Here is a 23,486-nt window from a genome sequence, read left to right as displayed (position 1 = left end):
CTGCGGCGCCTCAGATGCGCTTCTTGTCCCGCTCCAGAATAAGCCGGTCAAGGCGTATCTTCACCCCCTCCAGATGCGGATTGAGGGTGACGGCCTTCTCGTAGGCGGACAGTGCCCCCGCCTCCCGCTCGCGTAGCTCGAAAATCTGGCCAAGGCCGGACAGGGCGCCGAAATGCCGGGGTTCCAACTCCAACACTTTCGCAATGTCCTCCATAGAGCTGTCATATTCGCCAATCAAGAACAGAACCGTCGCCCGTTTGTTCCAGCCTTCCGAATAACCAGGATCGACCTTGACCACCGTAGTGAACAGGGTGAGGGCCTTCGCCAGATCGCCGCGCCCCATATAGCTCACCCCCTGCAACATCAGAAAATCTATTGTATCGCTGCCGGAAGTGAGCCAGATCTGCCAAATCCGCTGCTCGATGGTTTTGGCTTCAGCGCTGCTTTGCGTCTCCGCCAGGCGGGAAAAAAGCTCATCCAGTTTGGGATCGTCCTGACGGGCGTGAGCAAGGCTCCCCACAAGGAGGAAACCGGTCAGGAAAAGAATGCCGAATATGCCTCGCACCATATTAACAATATAGCGCGGCGACGGTGGATTGATAAGCGCAAGTTGCGACACAAAGTTGTGAGCGGCTAGAGGGCCCGGTTATTTGCGAGGGCGGGCGGCACGGGTCCGCCACTCGCCCAGTCGAGCAGTTCCACCGTGTGCACGACCGGCAGGTCCATGCCGGAGGCAATCTGCGTGATGCAGCCGATATTGCCCGCGGCCACCAGATCGGGGGCGCATTTTGTGATATTGGCGACCTTGCGCGCTTTCAGCCGGTCCGCCAGCTCCGGTTGCAGCAGATTATAGGTTCCTGCCGATCCGCAGCAGATATGGCTTTCGGGGATATCGGTCACTGTGAAACCCGCACGGCGCAAAAGGTTTTTGGGTTCCTCCCGGATTTTCTGGCCATGCTGTAACGAACAGGCGGAATGATAGGCGACCGTTAAAGCGGGGATGCCGCCCGCCGCCTTGATCTCTATCCGGCTCATAAATTCCGTTATATCGCAGGTAATTGCGGCGACTTCTTTCGCCTGCCTGCGAAGTTCGGAGTCCGCGTCATGGGCGAACAGGTTGCCATAATCCTTTACCGTTGTGCCGCAGCCGGAGGTGTTGATGATGACAGCGTCCAGCCCCTCTCCCGCCATCTCGCGGGCGAAGGCGCGGATATTCCGGGCCGCGAAGCTGCGTGCCGGTTCTTCCTTACCCATATGCAGGGTCAGTGCGCCGCAGCAGCCCGCCTCCTGCGGGATGATTACCTCCACCCCATGCCGGGTCAGCAGGCGAATGGTAGCATCATTGATTTCCGGCGACAGAACCTTCTGTGCGCAGCCGGTCATCAGCACCACACGCTTTTTCCGGACGCCTTCCGCCTGATGCAGTCGCCGGGACGTGAGGCGGGAGGGGGCCGGTATGCTCACCGGCGCCATCGACAGCATCGCCGCGAGACGCCCCCTGAACAGACCTTTTACCGGTTGCATCAGCTTTGCCCCGGTCAGGGACAGACGAAACAGCCGCGGTCGCGGCAGCAGCAGCGCCAGCAGGAAGCGCAGCGCCCTGTCCAGCAGCGGGCGACGGTATGTTTCTTCCACATAGGCGCGGCCATGCTCCAGCAGATGCATATAGTCAACGCCGGACGGGCAGGTTGTCATGCAGGACAGACAGCCCAGGCAGCGATCCAGATGGGTGACGGTGGACGCCTTAGCAGGCGCGCCGCTTTCCAGCATCTGCTGCATCAGATAAATCCGCCCGCGCGGGCTGTCCCGCTCATCCCCAAGCTCCAGATAGGTCGGGCATGTCGCCGTGCAGAAACCGCAATGCACGCATTTACGCAGGATATCGTTGGAGCGAGAAAATTCCGGATCGGCAAGCTGGGTGAGGGTAAATTCCGTTTTCATATCAGTCCCCTGCCGGAGATTCATGAGAAATGTCTTCAGCTTCCGTCATCCGGCCGGGATTGAGAATATTCTCCGGATCGAAGGCATTTTTGATCCGCGCGTTCAGCTTCTGAATGGCTGCCGGTTGCGGCTGGAACGGTGAAATGGTCCGGCGTAACTTGCTACTCCCCCGGATCAGGGTGGCATGCCCGGCCCCGCCGAGGGCCGCGCGGATCACACTCTCACCGCCGTCAAACTCCTCCTCCGGCATCTCCGCCCAGAGCAACCCGCCGCCCCAGTCGAGGAAATAGCGAGCCGCGGGAATATTGGCGAGGATTGCAGATATGACCCGCGTGGCGTTGGCGGGCGTTATGGACACCCTCCAAAGCGGCCGGTCACTGTTCGCAAAGGCCCCTGCGCCCCCAAGGAACGACCAGAAAGCAAGGGATGCCTCCGTTTCAAGGCAGAGAATATCGCCCTCTTCCTTCAGAAGCTCTTGCAGCGCCCGCACGCGAAACTCGGCCGATGGGCCCAACCCCTCGATCTTGAGCGCGAGCAACGCTGTATCCTCCCCCGCGCCCGCCGNGTTGGGCAGACGGGCCGCGATATCGGCCGGAAGATAGGCCGCNGCCGCCACGTCATGAACGGAGGAAAGACCCAGATTCATCAGCCGCGGCGCATTTTCAAGCGCGACACCCGCAATCAGCAGGGTNCGGATTTCATCGGGTTTGGGCAGCACCTTGAANGTGAAACCGCTGGCGATCACCAGCGTGCCATAGCTGCCNGCCACCAGCTTGCAGAGGTCATATCCCGTGACATTCTTCATCACCCGGCTGCCNGTCTGGAAAGTCTGGCCNCGNCCGGTATANCCGGTGACGCCCAGCAGATGATCCCGCGCACTGCCCGCCTTCACCCGCTGACTGCCGGACAGATTGGCGCTGAACANACCGCCAAGGGTGCCAAGACCCGCNNCNAGGCCATAGAGCGGCCCGTAATCGGGCGGGTCGAANGCCANCCGCTGGCCGTTCTTGTCCAGCTCCGCCTTNACCNNGGCAAGNCTTGTGCCNGCCCTCGCCTGCATGACCAGCTCGCCNGGCTCATAAAGGGTGATGCCCGCAAGGCCCNANAGNTCNAGCCCGTGATCCGCCACCACCGGGCGGCCGAGCCCGGACTTGCTGCCTGCGCCCTGAATGGCGAGNCTGTGATGCCCGGACAGCGCCCAGTGCAGCANCTCGCCAATCTCTTCCTCCTGGGNAATGCGGGACGTCTGCATGGCGTCNCTCAAAACCGCGGCAGATCGGGAAAGGGCAATTCTCCCTTGTGGACATGCATCTTGCCAAGCTCGGCGCAGCGGTGAAGCACGGGAAANACCTTGCCCGGATTGAGCCGNCCNTCGGGATCAAAGGCGCATTTGAGGCGCTGCTGCTGTTTCAGATCATCCTCAGAAAACATNTCCCCCATCAGGTCGCGCTTTTCAACGCCAACACCATGNTCCCCGGTCAGAACGCCGCCCACCTCGACACAGAGTTTCAGGATATCCGCCCCGAAGGCTTCGCANTTCTCGACCTCGCCCGGCACATTGGCATCAAACAGGATCAACGGGTGCAGATTGCCATCCCCGGCATGAAAGACATTNGCGACGCGCAGGCCATATTGNTNCGAAAGCTCNCTCATACGGGCCAGCACCTTGGGCAGGGCNCCGCGCGGTATCGTGCCATCCATGCACATGTAATCNGGGGAAATGCGCCCGACCGCCGGNAACGCCGCCTTGCGNCCGGCCCAGAAGGTCAGNCGTTCCGCCTCGCTCTCGCTGGTCCTGCTGACAACGGCGCCGCATTCCTTGGCGATNCGGTCAATCNCNNCCTGGCAATGCTCGATCTCCACCAANGGGCCATCCAGCTCGANAATCAGCAANGCCTCCACATCCAGCGGNTANCCCGCGTGGCAGAANTCTTCCGCCGCGTGAATGGCGGGCCGGTCCATCATCTCCATGCCCGCCGGGATGATGCCCGCGCTGATAATNNNNCCGACGCATTCNCCCGCCTGCTCGCTGCTTGGGAAGCCGATAAGCTGCGCCGAGATATGTTCCGGGCTTTTCAGGATGCGGACCGTCACTTCGGTGACCACCCCAAGCAANCCTTCCGATCCAGTCATGATGCCGAGCAGGTCATAGCCTTCCGCATCCAGATGNTTGCCGCCGAGACGGAGAATATCGCCGTCCATCGTCACCATTTCNATGCCGAGCAGATTATGCGTGGTCAGGCCGTATTTCAGGCAATGCACCCCNCCGGAATTTTCCGCCACATTGCCNCCGATGGTGCAGGCGATCTGGCTGGANGGATCAGGCGCGTAATAAAAACCNTNNGCCTTTACCGCCTCGGTAATGGCGAGATTGGTCACGCCCGGCTGGGTGACAACGCAGCGGTTGTCATANTCGATNTCNAGGATNCGNTTNAACTTGCCAAGNCCGAGGAGAACCCCGTCCGCGAGCGGCAANGCCCCGCCNGAGAGCGANGTNCCGGCGCCGCGCGGCACCACATTCACGCCCTGATCCTTNCAGAATTTGAGNATTTCGGCGACNTCCCCGACTGTTGAGGGAAGNACNGCCACCATGGGAAGCTGTCGATANACGCTGAGNGCGTCACATTCAAAGGCGCGGAGCGCGTCTTTATCGTCAATNACCGCCTCNGGATCGGCGACGAGGGCTTTCANNCCNGCCACCAGNTCCGCCCGGCGGGCCAGCACATCGGCATCGGGCTTTGGCATCAGCATTGCGGCATTCCTCCCCTTGCCCCGGATATTCCTGATCCTGACATAGGGCGGAACGCCTGACCTTGGCAAACAAAAAAACCGTCAATGCCGAAGCATTACGGTTTTTTTCACAATGCAGAAGCCATCGCCTAAAAGAGGCAGATCAGCCCTGACGCGCCTTGAAACGGCGGTTGGTTTTATTGATAACGTAGACCCGTCCCTTGCGGCGTACGACGCGGCAATCGCGATGACGCTTTTTCGCGGACTTGAGCGAGTTCAAGACTTTCATTGTCTAATATCCTGCCAGCTAAGTGAATTCGAAGGCCGGAACATACTGGCCTCCCCGCGCCCTGTCAATGGGGAATAGAGCCACTTTTGCGAAGAAATCCGCTTTTACCGAAGAGCCCGCATCAGGTAATCTCGACGGGCTTGCGGGCATAAATGCGAAAGACCTGCAAAATGCCCGCATCCATCATGCGCGTGCGATTGAGCCAGAGCTCTCCTTCCTTCAATATCCAGTCATGCAAATGCCCGCTTTTCTCGCCATTGCCGGTGCGTGTGGCGTAATCGGCAAAGGCCCGCATCACATTGGCCTTGTATTCGGCTGTGATATTTTCGGCAATGCTGACCTCAAATCCGATCGCAGTCAGCAGTTTGCGGGCCTCCTGCACCTCCATCAGATGGGGCGGCAGCGGCTCCGCCTGCTGCCAGTCCTTCAGCGCAGTCGCATCCTTCACCTTCCCTTCCAGCATATAATCCGACATCATGAACTGACCCGAAGGGCGCAGCATGTCATAAATCGCCCGGAAGGTTTCCGGCTTGTGACGGACGTGAAAAAGGGCCTCCGACGCATATACAATATCGGCGGAGCGGGGTTTGGGCGTAAATTTCTCAAAGTCGCAGGGCAGAAAACTGACATGTCGGGCCTGGCCCGCCATTTTCGTCATTTCCGCCCCTGCCTCCATCAGAACAGCGTCCGGTTCATAGCCGGTGACATAGGCATCATATTCGTGGGCGACCCAGCGGGCGAAGCCGCCAAGACCGGCGCCGAGTTCTGCCACGCTCAGCTTCTTGTTGATGCCAAGCGGCTTTGTCAGGCGGGATTTCGCATCATCTGGAATACAGCGGACCATGCCTTCGCCAAACAGCGTCACCACCGACTGCTGGCGGCTGAGACTCCAGCCCTTGACCGTCGGCGGTCCATCGTCACGCGGCGGCGCGGCAGATGGCGCAGGTTCGCCCGTATCCCCCTCGGGTTCTACGGCCAACTCATAACCGTCCCACCACGCCCGAAGACGGGCCTTCAGGGGCGGCTTGGCATCTCCGTCTGCGACTTTCCGACCTGCGCTCATGCACTACCTGTTCACTAACGGCCGAAAACCACGACCGGATGCTAAGTCTCGCAAAAAATACTTAACCCTTCGTAAAGCCGACAGGCGGTTAAAACAGCTCTTCACGTCATACGGGAACGGCCTCAGATCTTGCTGCCACTTTCCGCCCAGTAAGGCTCCCTAAGTTCGCGTTTCATGATCTTGCCGATGGTGCTGCGCGGCAGCTCCTCGCGAAACTCAACACCGCTGATGCGCTGCGTCTTGCCAAGCCGCCCATTGACCCAGTCGGTCAGCGCGGCTTCCGTCAGGGCGCTGCCCGCTTTTGGCACGACAAGGGCAAGTGGCGTTTCGCCCCATTCCGCGCTCGGTACGCCGATCACCGCAACATCGGCCACTTCCTTGTGCTTCGACAGCTCCACTTCAATATCCGAAGCATAAATATTGAAACCGCCGGAAATGATCATGTCTTTCTTGCGATCGAGCAGATAGAGAAATCCATCCTCGTCGATCCGGCCCATATCGCCGCTCTTGTAAAAAACAATCCCTTCGGGGGAGCGCCAGATCATGGCCTCTGTCAGGTCGGGGCGGCCATGATAACCGGTCATCATCGCCCCGTTGCGACCGATGATCTCGCCAATCTCACCTTGCGGCAGTTCGACCCCCTCCTCATTGATGACGCGAAGATCGACCCCTTCACCCGCCTGGCCGACGGAAGCCAGCTTGTCCGGGTAATCATGGCAGGCCAGAATAGTGCCGACACCACCTTCGGTCAGGCCGTAATTTTCAAACATCTTGCCCGGCCAGCGATCAAGAATTTCCCGCTTCACCCCCTCGCGAAGTGGCGCACTGGTGCAGAATTTCACCTCAAACGCGCTGAGGTCATATGAGTCAAATTCCGGATGAGCGAGCAGGCGCTGATATTGCACGGGGACCAGCATTGTGTGTGTGACCCGTTCCGTCTCGGCAAGTTCCAGATATCCCTTCACATCAAATTTGGGCATGATAATGACGCGCCCGCCCATGGCCAGCGTCGGCAGCAGCATGACAAGGGTGGTGTTGGAATAAAGCGCCGTGGAGATCAGCGTTACCGCGTTGTCCATGGGGCCGAGATTATGGAAGCGGCGGATGTGACCGGCCCGCATCTGCTGGCTCTGCACAATGCCTTTCGGCATGCCTGTAGTGCCGGAGGAATAGATCAGGTTGAAAGCATCGCCGGGCTCGATATCCACATAGAGCGGATCATCGGAAGCGTCACCAATCAGACTATCATAGGGCGTCCATCCCTCGCCTTTAAAATCAAAGGAGACGTAACCGTCTGCCGGAATTCCATCAATATTGCCACGGAACGGCTCTATCAGATCGCGGGTCGATTTTGACGCAAAGACAAGGCGCGCACCAGAATCACGCACCATCATCGCCAGCTGCTCGGAAGAGGCCATGCCCGACAACGGCACCGTACAGACGCCNGCCTGAAGCGCGCCCAGAAACACTTCCANATATTCGATNCTGCTTTTGGCGAGAATGGCAACCATATTNCCNCGNCCNAGGCCCCGCCCNGCCAGCATATTGGCAACCTGATTGATNCGCGGCAGAAATTCNGCCCAGGTCCGGACCTCCCCGTCGCATTTNATAACCTGCATATCNGGCTTTTCCGCCGCGGCGCGCCGNANNTGTTCCGCGAAATGCACGAAACCGGTGTTGCTGCTGCCTGTGGCCGGGATTGTCTGGCTCATTCCTNATTCTCCGTCTTNTCTTTCGGCCCNGGAGGCCGTGGTCCGATTTTNCGGCAGATTAGCCCCGCANCGCCCGCAATGAAAGCAAAGAATTCAACTTGAAAGCGCGTNNAACNCAAAAAACCGTTGGTCTTTNNGGCCATCCGGCATAGTCTTTGCCGCTAAAGCGCCCTTTCGATTTTCATCGCGAGCAAACCCGATGTTCCAGCTTCATCCCCAGCTTTCAAAAGANACCTATCCCCTCCGCGCCATGCCGCTCTGCCGTCTGNTGCTGATGAATGATGCGCGCTATCCCTGGATCATACTGGTGCCTGAGAAACCNGATCTTGTGGAAATTACNGACCTNGGNGAAGAGGATTACCTCAGCCTGATGAAAGANGTGCGGCGCGCCACCAAGGTCATGAANCAGCTATTTCAGGNGGACAAGATGAATGTGGCCATGCTTGGCAACATGGTNCCGCAACTTCATGTGCATATNATCGGCCGTTATAANGATGATCCGGCCTGGCCGGGTCCGGTCTGGGGCGTNGGCGATGCCGTGCCGTATGANCCGGGGGATGCNGATGCGCATATCCGCGGCATTCGCAATGCCTTTACCCGCATGTAAGGCACAGCCNNACCTTACACAACCTCATANCCGAACTGCNCCGCCCGCCGGGTCAGCCAGCGCCAGAAGGTGACNGCNCGGCTTCGNGGCACCAGCAAATCATAATNCCGNGCATCCGGCCGCAGCAGCAGGATCTCCAGCCCGCCGATATCCGTNNCCNTNGCAGACAGGACCGGAAAGGCGGCGTCGCGCAGATCAANNCGCACNCCCCGCCGCAATAGATCGGCCGCACAGGGCCCACCGAGCCGNAGGTAGCAATANCCATGACTGCGATCNAGCGTCACGCCCTCTNCCGCCGTGATNGTCGCCGCCANTATGTCCGCCGGGCCCGCGTCCCCCAGATACAAGAGCGCCGCGTCCGNTGGCCGGAGCAGCAGGCCGCCGCCCAGCCGGACCACCCGGCTTGCTTGCGGCAAGGCACCCAGCCCCAGCAGCTCNTCCAGACGGGAGCCAAGCTGATCGCCTGTCCTATCCCACAATNTTANTTCAAGNCANGAAAANTCCTTTATTTCCTGTATGGTTACGCCCGGATTTTCNGAATCNGAACCAAANCGGCCATGAATACGCTCCCCGCGCAGCGCGGAATTTCTTTCAACCATGCCNGCGTTCCTTTCCCGGCNGGTAGNNGCGCGGCGGCCCNACNTTCACATCGACAAGGGNCGCCGTCTCCCGGTCCATCGCGCGGATCAGGCTGCCNATGCGGGCNTGGCCATCCGCCAGCCGGGCCAGGGCGATATNTCCCTCAAACANNNGACTNGNNGTGGCCGATGTGATCTTGCCGATCCCCTTNCCCGANGGNTCCNGCCCATCNCCCTCATANANANGCATACCGACCTTGAGCCGGNCCGNNGAGCCGCCCTCCGCGGCNGNNCTGACCGCGCGCAAACCGACAAGCTCCGGGATATCCTCCCTTTCCGTCCCTGCCATCTCCGCCGCNGAGAGGNCTCCCGCCTCGATCCGCAGGATTTCCCGCGCCGCCACACCGGCCAGCGTCAGCCCCTGCCGCTGCCCGGCCTCCCGCAGCAGATTGAACAGGATATCCCCGTGGCCCGCGCCCGTCAGGATGCCATAGGCCGGACCGCCCGTCAGATCGAAACGGGCGAGGATAAAGGGCACCCCCTCCTGAGTGAGGGAACGGAATGCCATGTGAGAAAGCGCATTATCCATTACCGAGATGGGCAGCGCCCGCGCGAGAAGCGCATCCACCCCCGGCCCCGCGAGCAGAAAGACCGCCTGATCCTCGCTCATATCACGCATCATCATTTTTGGGTAATTATTTGTTTCCAAATATTTTTCTATGACATCAGAAAGCGCACCTGAAAAGGACGGATGACAGGTCAGGAGATACTCCCCCTCGCCCTTTCGCCAGCAATATACCTCGGCAATCGTCCACCCTTCCGGCGAGATGGCAAAACACCGACGCAGGCCTCCGACGGGAAGTTCCTTCCCGCCCGACAGAGGGGTGAGCGCAGCGAGGAAAGCTGCGGCATCCGGCCCCTCAATATGAAATTTTCCATAATCGGAGAGATCGGAAAGCGCCGCCTTTTCCCGCGCGGCCAGCGCCTCGCGCCGGGCAGCCGTGACGGGCGTCTCCCCGTCCAGCGGATAATGATCGGCCAGTCGCCAACCCGCGCGTGTCCGTATCTGCCCACCGGCTTTTTCTGATACGCCGTAAAGGGGCGACCGGCGCAGCGGTGACAGCTTCTCCTTTGCCAGATCGCCCGGCGCCCTGTGCGGCAGCGTCCTGTCATATGTCACAAGAGGCGGCAATCCCCGTGTATACAGCCGGTCGCGTTCCGTGTCCGCGAAACATTTGCCAAAACCTGTCGCCGCGGGCATGGGCACCTCCCCCGCCATATCCGCCGACTGGACCAGCGCATCGCAAGTCAGTAATATCTTGCGGTCGAGCGGATCATCCCCTCTCTTGCGCAAGATCACACGGCGGAGAGTGAAAAGCCCTTGCGCGGCGATAATCTCATGGTTCGGATAGAGCGGGATTCCGGCCTGCCGGGCAAACTGATGGCAATGATCAGGCAATTCGCGGCGCACATCGACAATGGCCACCAGTGACAGGTCATGATCGCGCGCCGCGGCGGCAAATTTATAGGCCGCGTCATGATTGCAATAAAGAACGACATTCCGGCCCGGCGCAACATCATGTCGGATCAGTAGCGACTGTGCTTCCCGGACATGCACAATCCCCGGCAAGTCATTGTTTCTGAATATAAAAGAGTACTTTTCCTTGCCTGTCTCAAATGCAATCTCCCGCGCCGTGATATCAATGTCGCGCTGCTCCGGCAAAAGCGGATTGAAGCGCCCCGGCGGCGGCGGCACCCGTTCACGACAAAAGATATGCCTCTCCCCATCGCGAGAAAGCGCTTTTGTGCGCATCAGGATTTGAACATGGGGCAGCGCGGACAATTCCTCGATAGCGGTCTGCCGCCACGTGGCCGCGCTCATTCCATCAATCGGCGCCGCATCATACAGCAAGCTGCCGCCCATGATGAAATCCTGCTCGACGATAATCACCTGCCGTCCCTCGCGCGCTGCCGCCAGCGCCCGCGTGAGGCCTGCCGGGCCACTGCCGACCACCAGCAGGTCCGTATAAAGATAAAGATGTTCGACGGCGAGTTCAGGGGACGGAGATTTCTTGGACCGCTCCGTCCTTCGATGCTTGCCAGGCAGCCGTCGCACCGCCCGTTCTGCCAGCCGCCCCCAGCTGACGGAAAGCGGGAACGGCCAGAAGGCGCTTTGCGCGATCAGGCCATCATAGAGTTCAATGTCTTGTGCCGGGGCGGTTATCGGCAGCCTGCCTGGCCGGATCAGACGCACCGGCGCATCTATCCCCCGCGCGCGATGATAATGCGCGCTCCAGCCCATAAGCGACCGGCCGTTCGCGAGCAGCGCCGCCGCCAGCGTATCCCCCGTCCCCCCAAGATAACGCCGCCCGTTAAACCGGAAACGCAGCGTCTTCCGATTCGCCGCCAACTTACGCGGCGGCTTCTCGTCCACTGTCTTTTGCGTAAAATATGTAAATGGCCAGATACGCGCCATTGATACTCATCCTCATCCGTTCCCCTTCTTCTAACAGATGGGGCATGGCTTTCGCTACAGGGGAATATGGGACATTGCAAAAGGGAATACCATGATTGACTTGCATGAGCGCCGGGCCTAGCCTTTGCAAGGGGCATATTCAGGGAAGAAGGATAATAAAATGCAAAAACAATCCTGTCTCGTCATCGGCGCAGGGGATGCGACCGGCGGCGCCATTGCCAGAAGATTTGCCCGTGAAGGGTTTGAAACCTGCATTGTGCGGCGCGCGCGCCATCTTGATGATCTGAATGTCCTCGCCGACAGCATCCGCACAGCCGGCGGCAGCGCCCATGCCTTCGGTGTCGATGCGCGGGAAGAGGAAGAAATGGTCAATCTCTTCGCCAAAATCGAGGCCGATATCGCCCCGCTTGGTGCCGTGGTGTTCAATATCGGCGGCAATGTGAATTTTCCAATCGCCGAGATGACGACACGTGTTTACCGGAAAGTCTGGGAAATGAGCTGCTTCGCCGGTTTCCTCACCGGGCGGGAAGCTGCAAAGGCCATGACCCCGCGCGGCAAAGGCACCATCCTCTTTACCGGTGCGACCGCGTCCATCCGCGGCGGGGCAGGCTATTCCGCCTTCGCGGGGGCCAAACATGCGCTGCGCGCCCTTGCCCAGAGCATGGCGCGCGAACTCGGCCCGAAAGGCATTCATGTCGCCCATATCATTATCGACGGTGCCATTGACACGGCCTTTGTCAAGGAACGCTTTCCGGAGCGCTATGCCCTGCGCGAAAATGACGGCATCCTGCAACCGGAGGAAATTGCCGAAACTTACTGGCAAATTCATCGCCAGCATCGCAGCGCCTGGAGTTTCGAAACAGACTTGCGGCCATGGATGGAGAAGATGGCCTAAGTCCTGATCAGGAAATACCTTTCCAGTCAATCCAGCGGCCGTGATAATCGGCACGCCCGACAAGGCGCGTCTCTCCACCCGGCCAGAAAGTCATCGTCAGGGCTGCGCCGGGGCGGCCACTGTCCCCTTCCATCCGCGCCCAGATGATCGGAGCCTCCTCTGTTGCCTGTGCGCCAGCGGCATGGATCAACGCCGCCCCCTCACGCTGTTTGTCTGCCGGGAAATACTGCCAGGCTATGGTGCTGTAAATGACTTGGGCGACGCCCGGCATTGGCGTTTCAAGACGCCGGGCAAGCCAGTCGACAGCATCGCACCGCTCAACCCGGATATCCGACTTTGCCGCCAGATCGAGGGCGGCGCGGGTCCGCACCATCCGTTCCGGCTGATCCGGCCAGATGAAGGAGAGCATCCGCTCCCGATCCTCCGCCCGAGACGGGTCGACAGGCAGCAGGTCACATCCCGCCCGCGATAGGATATTCAGCGGCAGATCCGGCGGCGGGGCGCCGTGCCATCGGGGGCGGATCTGCACTGGCGATGTGGCCTCGCCCCAGCTTTTATCGCCAAGAGTAATACGGTAGCCATCCAAATGAAGATTGAGACCGGCGCTCGCCCCCACTTCTGACAAGGCCAGCGGCAAGCCGAACCGCCGCGCGGCCTCCAGAAACATCGGCAATGTGGCGGCAGAGCGCCGCACCTCATTGGTTTGCGGCGGTCCGTCAAGGCGGTGCAGAATGAACGTCTCCTCCGCGATCAGGGCGCTTTCGACCGCCTGCCACAGCGCCTCATCCTCCTCCCTCTGATGTGGCGGATATCGGGCAATGAGCGCCTCACTCCGCCCTTCCAGCACCAGTGCATGAAGTGCGCCCGCAAGACGCAGGGGAACGGAATCTCCCACTGCCGACGCATCTCCCGGCCAGTTCAGAATGCGGTCCGCCACCGCATTGCCCATCGTCAGCCGTTCCCCCAGAAGGCGGCAGAGCTGCGCGGTGAAGGGGGATTCCAGCGCCGCGCAGGCCGCCGCCTGCTGCAAAAAGGCATCCCGCACCGACATTTCAGCCATGGTCCCGTCCCTTTCCGCCCGCTCCCTTCGTCAATGTCAATGACAGCAGAAAAACCGCAAGGCAAAGCAGCAGTACAAACAAGGAAGCGAGCGGCGTCCATTCATATCCCCAGTTCACCGCCACGAAATTGGAAATGGAAGAGCCGACCGCGATACCAAGGTACAGCGCCGCCGCATGCAGGGCAAGCAGCAGGCTCCGCCGGTCGGGGTCAATATTGGCNATGCGCTGCTGCTGCGGCGAGTGGAACATCATGCCGAAGACCGCCCAGATCGCCACGCTGACAAAAGCAAGCCAGACAAGGGGCGGACTTGCGAACAGCGCGAAATAGCCAAAGCCGATACCGATCAGGCTGATCGTGATGATCTTTTCAGAGCCCATGCGATCGCTGAGCCAGCCGGAAATCACATTGCCAAGCACCCCATGCACGCCATAGACCAGCAGCACCAGCCCGATCAGAGTTTCGGCCATGCCGAATTTATGGGAAACCAGCGGCGCAATCAGCGCATAGGTGCAGAAAGTGGCCGTCATCTGCAAAAACGTCACAAGGATGGCCGATCCGGACCGCAGGGATGTCAAAGCCTCGACGATGTGAATGAGGGAGATGGGCGCGCCCTTCTGCCGGTCCTTCACCAGCAGCCGCACCCCGGCAAGACAGCCCAGCGTCACGCAGGCCAGAACAACCATCACCAACCGCCAATCCATCAATGTACCGAGCCAGGCGGAGATCGGCGTGCCAAGGACGGCCGCGAACGTCAGCCCGGCAAAGACAATGCCCATGGCACGGCCCTGCTGCGCCGGAGCGGCGAGGCCCGCCCCGATGGCGGAGCACATGGGGCTGATGGCGGCGGCCCCCAGCCCCATCAGCGCACGCGAGGCGAACAGCGTGCCATAATCAGGGGAAACCGACGATAATATAAGCCCGACCGCAAGGATCAGCAGACCCGTCGACAGGATGGAAAAGCGCGAGAACCGGCTGAAAAAAACCTGCATCAGCGGCGCCGCCACAACAAAGGCGAAGGCAAACACCATCACCAGAAAGGCGACATCGGCGGGCGGAACATCCAGTCCGCTGGAGATTTGCCAGGTCAGCGCAATCACNGAAAGNCTNGAGGTTCCCACGATAAAATAGGCGGTNCCCAGTGAAATAAGCGCCCAGAGNGGGAATGGCTGTTTTATTGTTGTTTTTTCCATCTGCGGCAGAATAGCAAATGTGNTCGCCGCAACCTAGCGACAAAATGCGCCGCCGCCGCAATAATCATCTGNCCGCGATCTTTCCNTNCCTCCAAAANNTGGCNGNANNTANTTAATTATTNACTTAATTAANTANATACTTAAAATANGANGCATGGATAAATTTGCCGCNCTTTCCGACCCCAACCGTCGGCGTATTGTTGAACTGCTCGCTTCTCAAGGGCGCCTCACCTCCGGCGCCATCAGCAGCTATTTTCANATCAGNGCGCCTGCCGTTTCGCAGCATCTCAAAGTGTTGCGGGAGGCGGAAATCCTGCGGGTCGAGAAGCGGGCGCAGCAGCGTATCTACAGCCTNAACCCCGACGGGGTGGACGAAATGTGGGAATGGCTGGGNCGCNTGCGCGGCTTCTGGNACACCAAATTCAACGCGCTTGAAGAATTTCTGGCGGAAGAGGANAAAAATGACNNTTAANCAGNNNNANCATCTCAANGANTTTGAATTCACCATCTCNCGCAGCTTCAAGGCGCCGATTGATCGCGTCTGGAAGGCCTGGAGCGANGGCGACCAGTTCCGNCAATGGTTCGGGCCNAAAGGCGGCACNAATTCGCATTTCACGGTGGATTTTCGCCCCGGCGGCAAATGCCGCTTTCTGGTNGAGCTTGATGGCCTGTCAATGTGGGGNCTGTGGCGATATATTGAGATCACGGANCCCACCAGGATCGTCTCCATNGTCAGNTTTACNGACGACAGCGGGGAAAAGCTGATCGAACATCCAATGCAGAAAAACTGGCCGNTGCAAATTCTCAGCACCATCACCTTCGCAGAGGATGGCGACAAAACCCGCATNACNGTNCNCTGGNCNGCCNATCGANGCNACGGANNNNGAAAANGCAGACCTTCGAAAACGGCGCCNGNGANATGNCNCANGGCTGGACCGGCACTTTCGANCAGCTCGACGAATTTCTGGCAAGGCCCGCCTGANCGNNTANCGNTCCTGCACGACNGCCATATGGGTATAGGCGATTTTCAGGAGNGGGCAGTCGATCNCGCCCGCCCTGCCCCGGCGGATCAATGCCGCNAGAATATGCTCATGCTCAGTCCGAAGCCCGCCGACAAGATCCCGCATCATGGANGCGGCGAAATTGGAATCNCGATTGGTCAGCAGGGTCCGCTGCGCATCCGCTGTCTTGTCTGCAATCTCATGACCATTGGCCGCCGCAATGGCGCAGCATTCCGCATGCATGCGCGCGGAAAGCTCCGCGCCATAGGGGGTCGCCACAATCTCGCCAACCGTGCCGAGACAAAGGGTCGTCATGCCCGCCAGCGTCGCCAGCATCACCCATTTGTCCCACAGCGCCTGTTCGATATCGGGGCTTTCCACATAGTTGAAATCGGCCGCGGTTGCGAGCGCTGAAAACTCGCCGAGCAGACGCGTCTGCGCCGCAGATCGCGCCCCCACCACAAGGCCCGCGCCCGGCCGGAGCTGCTGCACGGCACCATTTTGCGCGATTGTCGCCGCAATCTGCGCAACGCCGCCCATCACCCGCTCCCGCCCGAAGCGTTTATCGAGTACTTCCATCTGATCCATGCCATTAAGAAACGGCAGTAATATCCCGTGGGTGCTTGCCTTTTCAATGGACTTAAGAGAGTCTTCCAGGTCATAGGCCTTGGGCGCAAGGATGATCAGATCATAGTCCGGCGTCACCGTCTCCTTGGTGACGGTATCAGGGTAAACCGTAAACTTCTCCCCCGGCGTCTCGATAACAAGACCCATTTCCGCAATCAGCTTCTGCCGCTTTTCCCGCAGCAGGAAGGTGATCTCTCCGCCTGCCTGCATCAGCCGGGCGCCGAAATATCCGCCGACACCTCCCGCGCCAACGATCAATAGCTTCATGTCTTTTCCTTTCCAGTTTCCGCCCCCTCAGGCGTTGCAGCCGCGCGACGGCGTTTGCGTTCCGCGTTGCGGAATTCAGACGGCAGCGTCTCGATCACACTGTCCACATCCTCCTCCAGATGACCGTGCCGTTCAATCTCGCAAATCAGCAGCCGGGCATGCTCCTTCAGCAGTTCGCGGTTCCTCGGCCGGACAGACGTATAGAGCCGCGCATAGGCATTGGCGAGACAGATCGCCATCAGGATATTGCCTCCGGATGCCTGACGCAGCGGATGAAAGGCCTGATTAATCAAATTGCGCATGGACAGCTCCGGCACCAGCAACCGGATTTTCCCCTCGTCATCCTTGCGGATCAGGGCCGTGCGATCTTCCGATGTTTTCGTCTCGGCAAGGGCGCTGGAGAGGCTGTCGACCGTCGCAATCGCCGTGAAGGTATCATTGACACCGGGCGACAGCGCCCGGAGGGCAATTTCCACCAGCAGGTTGATGGAAAATTCCACCGGGCTGTTCTGCGAACGGGAAGGCTGGATATCAAGCGCCCGCTGCACCGCCTCCACCGCTTCGTCGTCAAGGGAGTTCGTTGCCTTGATCAGCACATCATCGGTCAGGGTATAAACGCCCTTCGGCTTTTGCAGCTGGAAAACCGTATCATGTTTGCGCGCAAGGGCGATAAGACGCTCTTCATCAAGCGATACCAGATACCCGGGACAGCCGGCAACCATCTCAAAGTCAAATTCCCCGAGGCGGTCAGCCTCGCGCACTGCATCACTGTCATTGCGATCCTTGCCCCGCTCCCGCGAATCGAGGGCTGTTTTCAGCCGCGCGGTAATGCCCGCAATCTCGTCGTCGATTGTGACGCTACGTGAAACGTGACGGACGAAGTAAATGAGCTGCATCACGCAGATAACCGCGAGCACCTCCGCTCCGATAACCGCGATATCCGGCACAAACTCGTCGTCGATGAAGCTCAAGGCCACCATCGCATACAAGAACGTGCCGCCGAAAATTCCGGCCGTCATCTGATTGACAAGATCGGTGGTGAAGCGCTGCAACATACGCGGCGCGAGCGTTCCCGCCGCCAGCGTAAAAACCACCAGAACAATGGAATAGGTCAGCGTCAAGGCCGACATCGCACCGCCCGCAATCAGTGAGAGGATGCTGCTTGCCGTATCCGCCGACATAAACGACAAAATGCTCTCGCCGATGGATGGATCGAGATAACGCTCCAGAAAGACCAGAATCAATGCCCAACAGGCAATAGATAGCGCAACCCCCGCCGGAACCGTCAGCAAGACGACAAAAGGCTTGCGTAAAAACTTAAGATCGAACATCCGGCCACCCCACTGTGCAGACTATCTGCGCCAGGGTCGAGAGTAATTCATTTACTGTCATATGCAACCCGCAAGCCCGGACCGGCAATTGCTGCCGCCAATCGCTAACCGGCCCCATGATGGCCAGTCGAAAATAGATCGCGGGGGCCCCTGCCCCATTTTGAAGCCGGTTCTATTAATATCTTTAAGTTATTGTTTTAAAATAAAAAGAAGCTCCGGCGCACCGAAGCTTCCAATTTGGTGGTATGAAACCTGGTTAACGAGAGGACACACCCCAACAGATGATTTAAGCGGGATTATTATAGCATTTTTTTCTACCATTTACAGTAATCTTTTTTGCATAATCAGCTTGCAAAAGACGGCCGTCACGGGGAGAGCTGGATGAAATGGTCACTCGGGATGGAAATAGGCTGTAACGGCCTCGGCTGGTGGGCCTATGGAATTGATAAAAAAGGCGACATCGTCGCGTCTCTCGACGGCGGTGTCCGTCTTTTCCCCGACGGGCGGGAGCCGTCCTCCCCTGGCCATATCGGGGACAGCAAGGCGCTAATCCGCCGTCGGGCCCGCCGCGCCCGGCGTAACCGCGAACGCCGCAAGCTGCGCATCCGGGCGCTGGTCCGCAACATCATGTCAGCATCAATGTGATTGGCCCGCGTGGCCTGGCGCGGCTGCACGTCACCGTCGATGGCCGCATTCTCCATAAAGGCAGAAACGATGCGGATGGCACCCGCCGGGCGACATCCCCGACCATAAAGAAACAGGTCAGACGTTAATCTCAAACCGCCTGACCCACTTCCCGCTTTGTTCATCTAGGAGTGCGCAACCCGCAACAAAAATCACTTTACTGGTAACAGGCATAGCTTAAATCATCTGGTGTGCCACGCAAGAATAGAACTCACCCTTTGCCGGCGCATTTCGTTTGGCAAATTTATAGGGGGAAATGGTAGGCGCTACAGGATTCGAACCTGTGACCCGCTGATTAAGAGTCAGCTGCTCTACCAACTGAGCTAAGCGCCCACAGAGGAATAATCCCTCGTGGTTGCCAGGCGATGTTCAACCGACCGGCATTGGTCAGGAAAGCAGATCGCCTTCCCGTGGGTGCGATTGTTTAACACAGGAAGAACGGGCCGACAAGTACCGAGATCGCATAAAATCATCTCCCGCTACAGACTTTTGCCTGCTGACAGAGACGCATGCCAATCTTCTGTTATCGCTAGCGTTTTCCCGGGATATCAATGTCGCGGTGAATATAGACACTCATGATCAGACCGAAACTGATCATCAGTGTCAGCATCGACGTGCCGCCATAGGAGATGAGCGGCAACGGCACCCCCACCACCGGCACCAGCCCCATTACCATCGCCACATTGATAAACACATACAGAAAGAAGATGCCGGTCAACCCGAGCGCCAGCAGCTTGCCGAAATGGTTGCGCGAACGATAGGCGATGGCATAGCCATAGGCGATCAGCAGGATATAGAGCGCAAACAGCAGCAGCGCCCCGACCATGCCGAACTCTTCCGCCAGCATGCTGAAGATAAAGTCGGTGCGCATCTCGGGCAGATAGTTGAGATGGCTCTGTGTTCCCTGCAACAGCCCCTTGCCGAACACCCCGCCCGACCCCAGGGCAATTTTCGACTGCATGATATGATATCCGGCGCCAAGCGGGTCATTCTCCGGATTGAGGAAAGTGAGAACCCGCTTTTTCTGATAGTCATGGAGAAACTGAAAGGCAAAAAAACCGCCCGGTATGGCCGTGCCGACCAGCAGCGCAAATTTCCACAGCCGCACTCCGGCCGCAAAAAAAACGATCCCCGCCCCGGCGATCAGCATCAGGGCGGTGCCAAGGTCCGGCTGGCGCAGCACCAACCCGGCAGGCATCAGCACCAGCAGAAGCGGCGGAATCAGCCAGCGGATACGCCGCACATCCTCCAGCCCGATATTGTGAAAATAGCGCGCGAGCGCCATGATAATGGCAATCTTCATCACTTCCGAAGGTTGGATCTGGAACGGACCCAGATCGATCCAGCGCCGCGCCCCCATGCCGATATCGCCCATGATTTCAACGGCGCCCAGCAACCCCAGCGCGACAAAATAAGCGGGATACGCAAGCTGCAGCCAGATGCGGATATCCACAAGCGAGACGGCGAACATCAGGAGAAGCCCGGCGCCAAAGCGGACCATCTGACGCGAGGCCCAGGGCTCAAGATTACCATTGGCCGCCGAGTACAGCATGAGAAAACCAATGGAAGCAGTGGCGCAAATCAACAGGACAAAGCCCCAGTTGATATCCCATAATTTACGCGTGAGGGGGATGGTAACGCTTTTCTGCCCCAGTTCCCTATACATCCCCGCCCCCGTTCTGACGTCGGATCGCAATGTCATAGCTGGGCTTGCGCAAGGGATCAAGACGCAAGGTTTCCTGTAACAGATCGCGGGCGATGGGCGCGGCGACACTCGATCCGCTGCCGCCATGCTCCACAATCACCGATACCGCATAGCGCGGGTCGGTATAAGGCGCATATCCGACAAACAGGGCATGATCGCGCTCCTCCCACGGCTTTTCGTCGGTTTTGCGCACCCCTTCAAGACGTTCCTTGCGGCTGATCCGCCGAACCTGCGCTGTGCCGGTCTTGCCGGCCATTTCCCAGCCCTCCACCTCGATACGGGCCGCGCGGGCCGTACCCCGGGCGCCGTTCATCACCTTGTTCATGCCGCTCAGGACAAGCTGCAATGACTTCCGGCTGATGCCGAGGTCGAACGCCTCACCGCCCGGATTCTCACGGGGCAGAACAGCCCCCTCCTGCGCGGCCCCGGTGACGGAGCGAACAAGGCGCGGAACAACTTTCTTGCCCCCATTGGCAAGCCGTGCCGTCATAACGGCGAGTTGCAGCGGCGTGGTCAGCACATACCCCTGACCGATGCCGGTATTATAGGTTTCCCCCAGCTGCCAGGACACGCCCTGCACGGCCTCTTTCCAGGCGCGGGTCGGGATCAGGCCCTTGCGCTCACCCAGGATATCAATCTCCAGCGTTTCGCCAAGGCCAAAGCGGTGCGCCATTTCAGCGATCTTGTCGACGCCTACCTTGCGGGCGATTTCATAGAAATAGATATCGCAGGACTGGGCGATCGCCTCTTCCATATCCATCCAGCCGTGCCCACCGCGCTTCCAGCAATGAAAGCGATGACTGCCAAGTTCCGTATGGCCGCCACAGAAAACCCTGTGTTCTTCGGAAATGACTCCGGCTTCCAGTGCCGCCAGGGCCACGATCATCTTGAAGGTCGATCCGGGCGGGTATTGTCCGCCGATCGCCTTGTTGCCCAGCGGCCGCTTGGGATCCTCAATCAGCGTTTTCCACTCTGTAGAGCTGATGCCACGCGCGAATGTGTTGGGATCAAAGGATGGCACGGAAACCATCGTGAGGATATCCCCCGTATGGATATCCATGACAACGGCCGCCGCGCTTTCCTTGCCCATTCGGCGGACGGCGAAATCCTGAAGCTGCCGGTCGATGGTCAGCACCGTGTCATTGCCGGGAATACCTTCCTGACGGGTCAACTCGCGGATCACGCGGCCGTAGGCGTTCACCTCGACCCGGCTCAGGCCTGCCTTGCCGCGCAGGGTCCGGTCGTAATATTTCTCGATCCCGCTTTTGCCAATCCGAAATTCCGGCAGCTCCAGCAGTGGATCATATTCCTGATTTTGCAGATCCCTTTCCGATACCGCCCCGACATAGCCGACGATATGCGCAAACAGATTGCCATATGGATAATCGCGGGTCGATCCCACATCCATCTGGATACCGGGGAGTGAGGGGCTGTTCACATTGATCCGGGCGAACTGCTCCCACGACAGATTATCAACCACGGGAATGGGGACGAAACTGCGCTTGCGCTTTACATCCGTCAACACCTGCTCGCGATCAATCATCTCGGCAGGGATAAATTCCTCCAGCGCATCGAGTGTTGCCTCAATACTTTTGGTCTGCTCCGGGATCAGCACGACACGGTAGTTATGCCTATTCCCCGCCACCTCAAGCCCGAAACGGTCCACGATACGCCCGCGCAACGGCGGCAGCAGGCGCATGTTGATACGGTTTTCATCCGCCATCATGGCATATTGATCGGCATGCAGGACCTGAAGATAGTAAAGCCGACCAGCAAGCGCCGACATCAGCGCCGCCTGCCCACCCGCGAGCATCAGCGCGCGGCGTGAGAATGTACGCCCCTTCTCCTTATGCTGATCGCCCGCCATCAGGTCAGCCTCAGCAGATTGTTCTGTAATATTCCGAAGCCGAAAGCGAACAGTGGAAAGACCAGAAGTGACAGCGCATATTGCAGCATCACCGGCAGGAACGGCAGAACGGCCAGCGAATAAAGCGAGGAGAGCAACCAGCCGACGAGCGCCGCAAGCAGCGCAATCAGGGCATAGCCAAACCAGGAGAGAATGAAGGACTTGCCGATAAATATCCGACGTTGCGACAGCGTCACCCCATGCACCACCAGCAGCAGCAATGAGGTCAGGCCGAGCGGTGCCCCGGTCAGGAAATCCGACAGGACGCCAAGCAGGAAGCATAACGGCGCCCCCATCAGATAGGGCCGGTGAATGCTCCAGTAAAACACCGCGATGGTGAGAAGAGACGGAGTAATAATGCCAAAGCCGCTGATCCCTGTCGGCACGACCCCCAACAACGCCATCAGACAGGCAAGCGCGAAGGGAACGCTGCCGCGCAGAAACCTGTTAAACTGATAGGCAAGAGTCGGGTTCACTGCGCATCCAATCTGCTTTCGCCCAGCCTGCTTTCGCCAAGGTCTCCGGGATTGTCCTCCGGGCCACTCATGCCCGGCAGGTCGTAGCGGAGGATACTGACATATTCAAGGCGGTTCCAGTCCGCATAGCCCTGCACACGAATGTCCCGCTCCCCGACCGAGGAAACAAAGCCGATCGGCCGTCCGGCCGGAAGCATGCCGCCATCTCCAGACGTTACAAGCCTGTCACCCGGCGCCACTGTTGACGTGGTCGGAAGGAATTCAAGAAGCGGCAGGGTCGAATTGTCACCGACCAGAATGCCTTTTTGACGGGATTTTTCCAGCACCACCGGAATGCGGGAGTTGATATCGGTAATCAGCAGGACACGGGCGGAACGATCTCCGACCTCCGCGATGCGGCCGATCAGCCCGAGCGGCGCAACGACCGCCTGCCCCACGCGCACGCCATCACGCTGACCGGCGTTGAGCAGCAGCGTGCGAACGAAAGGCCCGCCACTATCACCGATGACCCGCGCGGTGATGGGCAGCACCAACGGATCAGACAGCGCGTTTAACAACTGCCGGAAGTTTTCATTCTCCTGTTCCAGCGCCCGGCCTGCCGCCTGCCATTTGAGCAGACGGGCATTTTCCTCTCTCAAGCGTTCATTTTCTTCGATCAGCCTGGTCAGGCTCTGTACGCGGGCGACGGCGCGATGAAAGGCGCTGACGGGTTCGGATATGGTTGTCAGAACCGGGGCAAGGAAATCCGTTGTCGCCATGCGTAACCGGTCAACAGCGGCAATATTGGCCTTGCCCAGAAACAGCAGCCCAACAGCCAGGGAGACAAGCGCAAGGAAGGCGGAGCGCTGAATAATGGTTTTCAGCGGCCATGCCAACTTGAAGACATTTCCCTGCCTTGGCGCCATTCAGATCCTCTTCTTCACAATGGGCAATTGGGCCATGCGCG

General features: G+C 59.1%; 19 protein-coding genes, 1 tRNA gene and 2 pseudogenes. 5 read left to right on the top strand and 17 right to left on the bottom strand.

Annotated features, from left to right (window positions below; genetic code table 11):
* Positions 1-10: 10 nt before the first annotated feature.
* The 7 genes from CMN55_RS03380 to CMN55_RS03350 all read right to left on the bottom strand — a co-directional run bounded on the left by CMN55_RS03380 (position 11) and on the right by CMN55_RS03350 (position 7,735).
* On the bottom strand, positions 11-619 hold the full coding sequence (locus CMN55_RS03380) for a tetratricopeptide repeat protein (RefSeq protein WP_293948131.1): 609 nt from the start codon (positions 617-619) through the stop codon (positions 11-13).
* A 14-nt stretch (positions 620-633) separates the two neighbouring features.
* Positions 634-1,941 (bottom strand): glycolate oxidase subunit GlcF, encoded by a 1,308-nt coding sequence (gene glcF, locus CMN55_RS03375; protein WP_293948130.1) that lies wholly within the window; start codon positions 1,939-1,941, stop codon positions 634-636.
* A gap of 1 nt (position 1,942) precedes the next feature.
* The gene (locus CMN55_RS03370; RefSeq protein ID WP_293948129.1) at positions 1,943-3,193 is read right to left on the bottom strand and encodes an FAD-binding protein; all 1,251 of its coding nucleotides are present in this window, start codon (positions 3,191-3,193) and stop codon (positions 1,943-1,945) included.
* 8 nt (positions 3,194-3,201) lie between these two features.
* Entirely contained in the window at positions 3,202-4,692 is a 1,491-nt protein-coding gene (locus tag CMN55_RS03365; RefSeq protein WP_366931947.1) for an FAD-linked oxidase C-terminal domain-containing protein, read from the bottom strand.
* A gap of 142 nt (positions 4,693-4,834) precedes the next feature.
* A complete protein-coding gene (gene ykgO / locus CMN55_RS03360) occupies positions 4,835-4,960 on the bottom strand; it encodes a type B 50S ribosomal protein L36 (RefSeq protein WP_161316603.1) in 126 nt (41 codons plus the stop codon).
* A gap of 121 nt (positions 4,961-5,081) precedes the next feature.
* The gene (locus CMN55_RS03355; protein WP_293948128.1) at positions 5,082-6,023 is read right to left on the bottom strand and encodes a class I SAM-dependent methyltransferase; all 942 of its coding nucleotides are present in this window, start codon (positions 6,021-6,023) and stop codon (positions 5,082-5,084) included.
* 122 nt (positions 6,024-6,145) lie between these two features.
* On the bottom strand, positions 6,146-7,735 hold the full coding sequence (locus tag CMN55_RS03350) for a class I adenylate-forming enzyme family protein (RefSeq protein ID WP_293948127.1): 1,590 nt from the start codon (positions 7,733-7,735) through the stop codon (positions 6,146-6,148).
* 199 nt (positions 7,736-7,934) lie between these two features.
* Here CMN55_RS03350 and CMN55_RS17030 point away from each other — a divergent pair, with 199 nt between their 5' ends.
* Complete coding sequence (locus CMN55_RS17030; protein ID WP_366931946.1) at positions 7,935-8,342, top strand: HIT domain-containing protein; 408 nt, start codon at positions 7,935-7,937, stop codon at positions 8,340-8,342.
* A 591-nt stretch (positions 8,343-8,933) separates the two neighbouring features.
* On the opposite strand, the gene CMN55_RS03345 is transcribed toward CMN55_RS17030, so the two are convergent.
* On the bottom strand, positions 8,934-11,396 hold the full coding sequence (locus CMN55_RS03345; RefSeq protein WP_293948126.1) for an FAD-dependent oxidoreductase: 2,463 nt from the start codon (positions 11,394-11,396) through the stop codon (positions 8,934-8,936).
* A 160-nt stretch (positions 11,397-11,556) separates the two neighbouring features.
* Between CMN55_RS03345 and CMN55_RS03340 the strand changes: the two genes are divergently transcribed.
* A complete protein-coding gene (locus CMN55_RS03340; RefSeq protein ID WP_293948125.1) occupies positions 11,557-12,291 on the top strand; it encodes an SDR family oxidoreductase in 735 nt (244 codons plus the stop codon).
* A 7-nt stretch (positions 12,292-12,298) separates the two neighbouring features.
* Here the strand turns inward: CMN55_RS03340 and CMN55_RS03335 are convergent, their stop codons facing one another.
* Both CMN55_RS03335 and CMN55_RS03330 read right to left on the bottom strand, forming a co-directional pair.
* Positions 12,299-13,351, bottom strand: a complete 1,053-nt coding sequence (locus tag CMN55_RS03335) for a DUF2332 domain-containing protein (protein ID WP_293948124.1) — start codon at positions 13,349-13,351, stop codon at positions 12,299-12,301.
* Positions 13,344-14,543 (bottom strand): MFS transporter, encoded by a 1,200-nt coding sequence (locus CMN55_RS03330; protein WP_293948123.1) that lies wholly within the window; start codon positions 14,541-14,543, stop codon positions 13,344-13,346. The genes CMN55_RS03335 and CMN55_RS03330 overlap by 8 nt, the downstream gene beginning before the upstream one ends.
* Positions 14,544-14,697: 154 nt before the next feature.
* On the opposite strand from CMN55_RS03330, the gene CMN55_RS03325 reads away from it, so the two are divergent.
* Entirely contained in the window at positions 14,698-15,015 is a 318-nt protein-coding gene (locus CMN55_RS03325) for an ArsR/SmtB family transcription factor (RefSeq protein ID WP_293948122.1), read from the top strand.
* Positions 15,005-15,346: pseudogene (locus CMN55_RS17025) on the top strand (SRPBCC family protein); the annotation flags it as partial. The gene CMN55_RS03325 and the pseudogene CMN55_RS17025, both read left to right, overlap by 11 nt.
* 213 nt (positions 15,347-15,559) lie before the next feature.
* Here CMN55_RS17025 and CMN55_RS03320 read toward each other — a convergent pair.
* Positions 15,560-16,438 (bottom strand): annotated as a pseudogene (locus tag CMN55_RS03320) (ketopantoate reductase family protein); the annotation flags it as partial.
* On the bottom strand, positions 16,435-17,769 hold the full coding sequence (locus CMN55_RS03315; RefSeq protein WP_293948121.1) for a DUF2254 domain-containing protein: 1,335 nt from the start codon (positions 17,767-17,769) through the stop codon (positions 16,435-16,437). The pseudogene CMN55_RS03320 and the gene CMN55_RS03315, both read right to left, overlap by 4 nt.
* A 381-nt stretch (positions 17,770-18,150) precedes the next feature.
* Here CMN55_RS03315 and CMN55_RS03310 point away from each other — a divergent pair, with 381 nt between their 5' ends.
* Positions 18,151-18,414, top strand: a complete 264-nt coding sequence (locus CMN55_RS03310) for a hypothetical protein (protein WP_293948120.1) — start codon at positions 18,151-18,153, stop codon at positions 18,412-18,414.
* A gap of 296 nt (positions 18,415-18,710) precedes the next feature.
* Here the strand turns inward: CMN55_RS03310 and CMN55_RS03305 are convergent.
* From CMN55_RS03305 to mreC, 5 genes are all read right to left on the bottom strand, one after another.
* Positions 18,711-18,786, bottom strand: a tRNA-Lys gene (locus tag CMN55_RS03305).
* Between the two features lie 196 nt (positions 18,787-18,982).
* Complete coding sequence (rodA, locus tag CMN55_RS03300) at positions 18,983-20,119, bottom strand: rod shape-determining protein RodA (RefSeq protein ID WP_293948119.1); 1,137 nt, start codon at positions 20,117-20,119, stop codon at positions 18,983-18,985.
* Positions 20,112-22,025: a penicillin-binding protein 2 gene (gene mrdA / locus CMN55_RS03295; protein ID WP_293948118.1), complete on the bottom strand. Its 1,914-nt coding sequence runs from the start codon at positions 22,023-22,025 to the stop codon at positions 20,112-20,114. Before mrdA ends, rodA begins: the two co-directional genes overlap by 8 nt.
* Positions 22,025-22,540, bottom strand: a complete 516-nt coding sequence (gene mreD / locus CMN55_RS03290; RefSeq protein WP_293948117.1) for a rod shape-determining protein MreD — start codon at positions 22,538-22,540, stop codon at positions 22,025-22,027. The genes mrdA and mreD overlap by 1 nt, the downstream gene beginning before the upstream one ends.
* Positions 22,537-23,445, bottom strand: coding sequence for a rod shape-determining protein MreC (mreC, locus tag CMN55_RS03285; RefSeq protein ID WP_293948116.1), 909 nt, complete (start codon positions 23,443-23,445; stop codon positions 22,537-22,539). The genes mreD and mreC overlap by 4 nt, the downstream gene beginning before the upstream one ends.
* Between the last annotated feature and the right edge of the window lie 41 nt (positions 23,446-23,486).

It is taken from the genome of Sneathiella sp. (genome assembly GCF_002694385.1).
GTDB lineage: Bacteria > Pseudomonadota > Alphaproteobacteria > Sneathiellales > Sneathiellaceae > Sneathiella.
This window is presented reverse-complemented; position numbering and strand designations above follow the sequence as displayed.

What these genes read in the sequence shown, in the direction of transcription:
- CMN55_RS03335 (WP_293948124.1), bottom strand. Translation starts at nt 13,351, where the DNA reads ATGGCTGAAATGTCGGTGCGGGATGCCTTTTTGCAGCAGGCGGCGGCC.
- rodA (WP_293948119.1), bottom strand. Translation starts at nt 20,119, where the DNA reads ATGTATAGGGAACTGGGGCAGAAAAGCGTTACCATCCCCCTCACGCGT.
- mrdA (WP_293948118.1), bottom strand. Translation starts at nt 22,025, where the DNA reads ATGGCGGGCGATCAGCATAAGGAGAAGGGGCGTACATTCTCACGCCGC.
- CMN55_RS03340 (WP_293948125.1), top strand. Translation starts at nt 11,557, where the DNA reads ATGCAAAAACAATCCTGTCTCGTCATCGGCGCAGGGGATGCGACCGGC.
- mreC (WP_293948116.1), bottom strand. Translation starts at nt 23,445, where the DNA reads ATGGCGCCAAGGCAGGGAAATGTCTTCAAGTTGGCATGGCCGCTGAAA.
- CMN55_RS03310 (WP_293948120.1), top strand. Translation starts at nt 18,151, where the DNA reads ATGAAATGGTCACTCGGGATGGAAATAGGCTGTAACGGCCTCGGCTGG.
- ykgO (WP_161316603.1), bottom strand. Translation starts at nt 4,960, where the DNA reads ATGAAAGTCTTGAACTCGCTCAAGTCCGCGAAAAAGCGTCATCGCGAT.
- glcF (WP_293948130.1), bottom strand. Translation starts at nt 1,941, where the DNA reads ATGAAAACGGAATTTACCCTCACCCAGCTTGCCGATCCGGAATTTTCT.
- CMN55_RS03315 (WP_293948121.1), bottom strand. Translation starts at nt 17,769, where the DNA reads ATGTTCGATCTTAAGTTTTTACGCAAGCCTTTTGTCGTCTTGCTGACG.
- CMN55_RS03355 (WP_293948128.1), bottom strand. Translation starts at nt 6,023, where the DNA reads ATGAGCGCAGGTCGGAAAGTCGCAGACGGAGATGCCAAGCCGCCCCTG.